General features: G+C 44.1%; 3 protein-coding genes and 1 pseudogene. All 4 read right to left on the bottom strand.

What is annotated here, in order from left to right:
• Positions 1 to 23: 23 nt before the first annotated feature.
• Positions 24 to 1,754 carry a hypothetical protein gene (locus Q5873_RS09635; RefSeq protein ID WP_303060581.1) on the bottom strand — a complete coding sequence of 577 codons (1,731 nt, stop codon included), beginning with the start codon at positions 1,752 to 1,754 and terminating at the stop codon, positions 24 to 26.
• Between the two features lie 280 nt (positions 1,755 to 2,034).
• The gene (gene trpA, locus Q5873_RS09630) at positions 2,035 to 2,805 is read right to left on the bottom strand and encodes a tryptophan synthase subunit alpha (protein WP_303060580.1); all 771 of its coding nucleotides are present in this window, start codon (positions 2,803 to 2,805) and stop codon (positions 2,035 to 2,037) included.
• Entirely contained in the window at positions 2,798 to 4,012 is a 1,215-nt protein-coding gene (trpB, locus tag Q5873_RS09625; RefSeq protein ID WP_303060579.1) for a tryptophan synthase subunit beta, read from the bottom strand. Before trpB ends, trpA begins: the two co-directional genes overlap by 8 nt.
• A gap of 52 nt (positions 4,013 to 4,064) precedes the next feature.
• Positions 4,065 to 5,324 (bottom strand): annotated as a pseudogene (trpCF, locus tag Q5873_RS09620) (bifunctional indole-3-glycerol-phosphate synthase TrpC/phosphoribosylanthranilate isomerase TrpF); the annotation flags it as partial.
• Between the last annotated feature and the right edge of the window lie 50 nt (positions 5,325 to 5,374).

The following is a 5,374-nucleotide window of genomic DNA, read 5'->3' as shown; positions in this document are numbered from 1 at the left end:
AAAAACAGTGGGCGAGGCAGAGGCTACTTACCCACAATCATGCCCGAAGCCTCATTAATAGACGCATTTTTTTCTGCTATTAGATTTCCGTCTACGGTTCCCACTTCATAGCCTTCTATAGAGGAATTACCGTTAGCAAAAATATCTCCTTTAATGGTGTTAGTCTTATTTAGGAATAAATGCCCATCCCGATTCACAGTTATATTACCCGAAATTGTATTAGCATCATTAATCACCATTTCTGCATAATTATCCCACTGTTCATTTTCTTCTCTATCTGCATTAACTGTTATACTACCTCCAATATCGTGATGCTTTGCATTAATAATAAACTCACTTATTTTTGGTACACTATATACTGGGTTACCACTTTCATCATATTCCGAGATTCTCTTATTAAACTCACCGGAAAAAGAAATTTTTGGGACATAATTTTTATTTTCCTTACCTACCTGGGGAACATCCAACTCTAGATTATTCTCCAAATTTAAAACTGTATTTTTAGCCCCTGGAGCATTAATTTCCCCTATCATTCCACCATAATAATTTACGACCGTATTATCAACAACAGATGTCAAACCTGGTCCTTGCTCTCCCATGTATTCATTCCAACCTTCACCAGCAAGCCACAAGTTCCAAATCTGACCGTTATGAATATTAATAGTCGCTGTTCCCACATGGGCGTAGGTATTAGATGCTAAGTCATCAGCATTTTTAAAATCTGCATGTGGAATAAGCATTTCCTTTGTTGGATCTTCCGTATCCGGCACTGTATATGGAACGCTTACTGCACTACCGCCGGCGTTAATAGCTATATTTTTTGCATTTATAACATTGATAGTGACGTTTTCTACAGAAGTAGAGCCACCAGCATGAGATAAACCTCCGCCATATACTTCTACATATCCCCTGAATTCATCTTCTCCGGGATTCTCAAGGTCAACATTCTGATTAAGTCCATCGAGCGTTACAACAGCATTTTTTACGTCAGCCTCAGCTCCGCTTCCCATTGCTGCTCCACCGGCATAAATAGCATTACCTGTGTAGCTATACTCTATATCTTCAAATCCGTCTTCATCAATTTTATAGATATATTTCGGATTATAAATTTCCGGATAGGCTCCACCCTTTATAGTTAAATTTGTCTTATCATTATAAGCGACAATCCGTTTTCCTTCTTTAACTGCTTCTCCTAAATTCTGTGCCACCGATCCGGCAATAATCGGTGCCTCAAAGGTACCGCCGTTAATAGTTACGTTAGTAACACCCTTTACATTTGTATTTGCAAACATGGATCCTCTCCAGGTATCATCGGCTACAATGTAGTTACCACCGATAACCGCGCCGGTAGGGCCACCTGTTTTAGATAAACCTTTCACTGTACCTTTGTTAATAACTACATTGGTAGTACCTACATCAATAGTTCCACCCGGGTCATTACTATTCATAATTTGGCTACCGCCTACAATCATCCGTGCCGTACCATCATTCATCGTAACGGATGTAGTATCTTCGCTGTGATCCATATCTCTATTATTGTCGCCACTAAAGCTCCAACCACCGATAATAGCCGTATCCGCAGATATATCCGTTGCACCATATTGGGTAGCGACACCGCCGGCAACAATATCTTTAGCTTCCACAATTCCGGAAGCGCCCAACGTCACCGTACCGATGACACCAGCAGCCATTAAGGACAACATAATTTTTTTGCGTAATTGTTTGGTCTGTTTGTTAGTTTTAGACGAACTCATAACTAACACTCCTTTCCAATTCTGATTATAAACTCACACTCAATTAGGTCTAATCCCTAATCATTTTTATGATATCATGTACCCTCCCCCCTGTACAGATGTTCATATAAATCTATTCTGCATAACAAAACAGGCCATATCAAATCTCACATCTGCTACGGCCTGTCTCCTATTTCAATAATTTACCTATATTTTTTAATATTTATTATGCCCGCAAACAAGAAATGCCTATAAATTATAACTACTCACTTACAGGTAAACAACACCTTCTACGGAAAGTCTACCCTACCGCAGCCTTCATTGCCTTTACATATTCACGCAGTGCCTCGTCTGCTTTATCACCGTGTTCACCGATGATGCGGACAATAGCCGAACCAACGATTGCTCCGTCGGATACTTTTGCCATGGCCGCCGCCTGCTCCGGTGTGCTGATGCCAAATCCAACAGCTACCGGCACATCGGTATAACGTTTAATCTGATCGACTATAGATCCTACATCCGTCGTAATTTCTTTGCGCACTCCGGTTACCCCCATAGAGGATACGCAATATACGAAACCTTCTGCTTCTTTGGCAATCATACCAATGCGCTCTTCCGATGTCGGCGCAATCAACGACACCACTTCAATATCATGGGCATGAGCTACATCAATAAGTACCCCTTTTTCTTCAAAAGGCATGTCCGGCACAATGACGCCGCAAATTCCTGCCTTCTTGCAACGCGCCATGAATCGATCCGCACCATATACATAAATCGGATTAAGATAGGTCATCACGACTAAAGGAATTGATATAGTCGGACGAACGCGTTCGACCATATCAAAAATAGCATCGGTAGTTGTACCATGCGTTAAGGACCGCAATGTGGCCTCTTGAATCACCGGTCCTTCCGCCACAGGATCCGAAAAAGGAATCCCGATTTCAATTAAATCGGCGCCGGCATCAGCCATAATTTTAATGTAACGCTCCGTTGCTTCCATCGTCGGATCACCGGCGGTGAGAAACGGAATGAATGCTTTTTTATTCGTGAATGCATCTGCTATTTTACTCATCGATCTGAATCCCCCTATACGCTGCCATAGCGGCTACGTCTTTATCACCGCGACCGGACAGACAAATAATCATACTCTCATCTTTTTTCATAGTTGGTGCAATCTTCATTGCATAAGCTACGGCATGCGCACTTTCAATAGCCGGGATAATTCCTTCCGTGCGCGACAAATATTCAAAAGCATCTACGGCTTCATCATCGGTAATAGGCACATATTCCGCACGTCCCGATGCATGTAGGTATGCATGCTCCGGCCCGATTCCCGGATAATCCAACCCTGCCGAAATAGAATACACCGGTGCGATTTGTCCATATTCGTTTTGTACGAAGTAGGAATGCATACCGTGGAAAATTCCTTTAGATCCCTTCGCCAATGTCGCCGCATGTTCTAATGTATCAATACCTCGACCGGCCGCTTCACATCCGATAAGCTTTACGGACGCATCCGGCACAAAGTGATGGAACATGCCAATGGCATTGCTGCCACCGCCTACGCAAGCCAATACCGCTGCCGGCAATTTCCCTTCGGCCGCTAAAATTTGCTCTTTAGCTTCCTTACTGATAATACTTTGGAAATCGCGCACAATCATCGGGAACGGATGCGGCCCTACGGCTGATCCCATGGCGTAATACGTATCGTCAACGCGGCGCGTCCATTCTCGCAATGTTTCACTGACCGCATCTTTTAAGGTCATCGTTCCCGTAGTAACTTCATGTACCGTTGCTCCTAACAGGCGCATCCGGTATACATTTAGTGCTTGTCGCTCCGTGTCTTCCTTTCCCATGAACACTTCGCATTTCATCCCGAGAAGTGCTGCCGCCGTAGCCGCTGCTACACCATGCTGACCTGCACCGGTTTCGGCAATGATACGCGTCTTGCCCATGCGTTTAGCCAACAACACATGGCCAAGGACATTATTTATTTTATGCGATCCGGTGTGATTTAAATCTTCACGCTTTAAATAAATTTTCGCACCGCCCAAGTCCTTTGTCATTTTTTCCGCATAGTACAACAACGATGGCCGACCGGTATAGTTGACCTGCAAATCTTCCAATTCGCGAATAAAGTCTGGATCATCTTTGTATTGTAAATATGCTTTCTCTACTTCTAAAATAGCATTCATCAATGTTTCCGGCACAAATTGTCCGCCGAACTCACCGTAACGGCCATCCTGTTTGGCACCGCCTTGAATATTCATCGCTTCCATACTCTCTCTCCTTCTATGCTACCTAACCATAGGTCTCTTACACCATGGCCGCTTAGTTGCGAACTTTTTTAATAATATCCATAAAGTGGAAAATCTTTTCCTTATCTTTCACGCCGTCGGTTTCAAGACCACTGCTGGCATCAATCGCATAGGGCTTTACATTGCGTATAGCCCGTGCCACGTTTTTACTGTGAATACCGCCAGCTAAAATAAAGGGCTTCGTACATTTCTTCAACAGCTTCCAATCAAACACATGACCGTTCCCGCCATATGCATCTGTTTTGTATGCATCAAAGAGCAATAAATCTGCTACCGATTCATTCCAGCGCAGCACATCGTCTTCCGATTGCACCCGCACGGCTTTCCAAATACGAGCCGTAGTTAACTGCCGCAGTTGCTTAATCATATCTTCCGTTTCATCGCCATGAAGCTGGATGACTTGTAACGGTACCGTTTCCGCCAAATGCGCCATCGTTTCCACATCTTCATTAACAAAAACGCCGACCGCCTGAATTTGCGGTGCCATCTGGGAAATTAAATTTCGCGCATCGGATACGCTGACCCGACGCGGGCTCTCCGCAAAGACAAAACCGGCATAAGTCGGTCGCACCGCCGGATTGTTGACTACCGTAATATCTTCAGTGCGGGATAATCCGCAAATTTTCACCTGCAAACCGCGCACCGGTCCGAACAGTTCCGTTAATGCCTTGGTTTTGTCTTCCGACCGCATCAGTGTTTCACCGATTAATGCGGCATGAATTTGATGCTCGCGCAAAGCCTCAATTTCATCAGCTGACTTAATTCCGCTCTCTGCCACTACAATAACACCGTCCGGAATTAACGACCGCAGACGAATACTGTTACCTACGTCCACACTAAAATCTTTTAAATCGCGATTATTTATACCGATAATACGCGCATTAACGGCCAGCGCTTTTTTTACTTCCTCTTCGTTATGCGCTTCCACCAAACAGGATAGCCCAAGCTCTGTAGCCAACGCCATGAACCGTGCTAATTCTTCCTCATCCAGTACGGAGCAAAGGAGCAAAATAGCCGAGGCTCCCAATACTTTGGATTCGTAAATCTGATATTCATCAACAATGAAGTCTTTTCGTAAAATAGGAATCGTAACCACATCGGCTACGTCCGTTACGTACGAATCAACGCCCATAAAATAAGCAGGTTCCGTCAACACCGAAATAGCTGCCGCGCCGGCTTCTTCATATTCTTTTGCAATATCTACAAAAGGAAATTCTTCAACGATAACACCTTTCGACGGAGATGCCTTTTTGATTTCACAGATAAAATTGGCTCTTCTGGCATCCCTGTGGGTAAGAAATGCCGCTTTCCCTTGTAATCAAG

Origin of the sequence: Veillonella magna, assembly GCF_959600285.1 — a bacterium.
Taxonomy (GTDB): Bacteria; Bacillota; Negativicutes; order Veillonellales; family Veillonellaceae; genus Veillonella_A; species Veillonella_A magna.
Note: the sequence above shows the minus strand (reverse complement) of the source record. Positions and strands in the feature narration are given on the sequence as shown.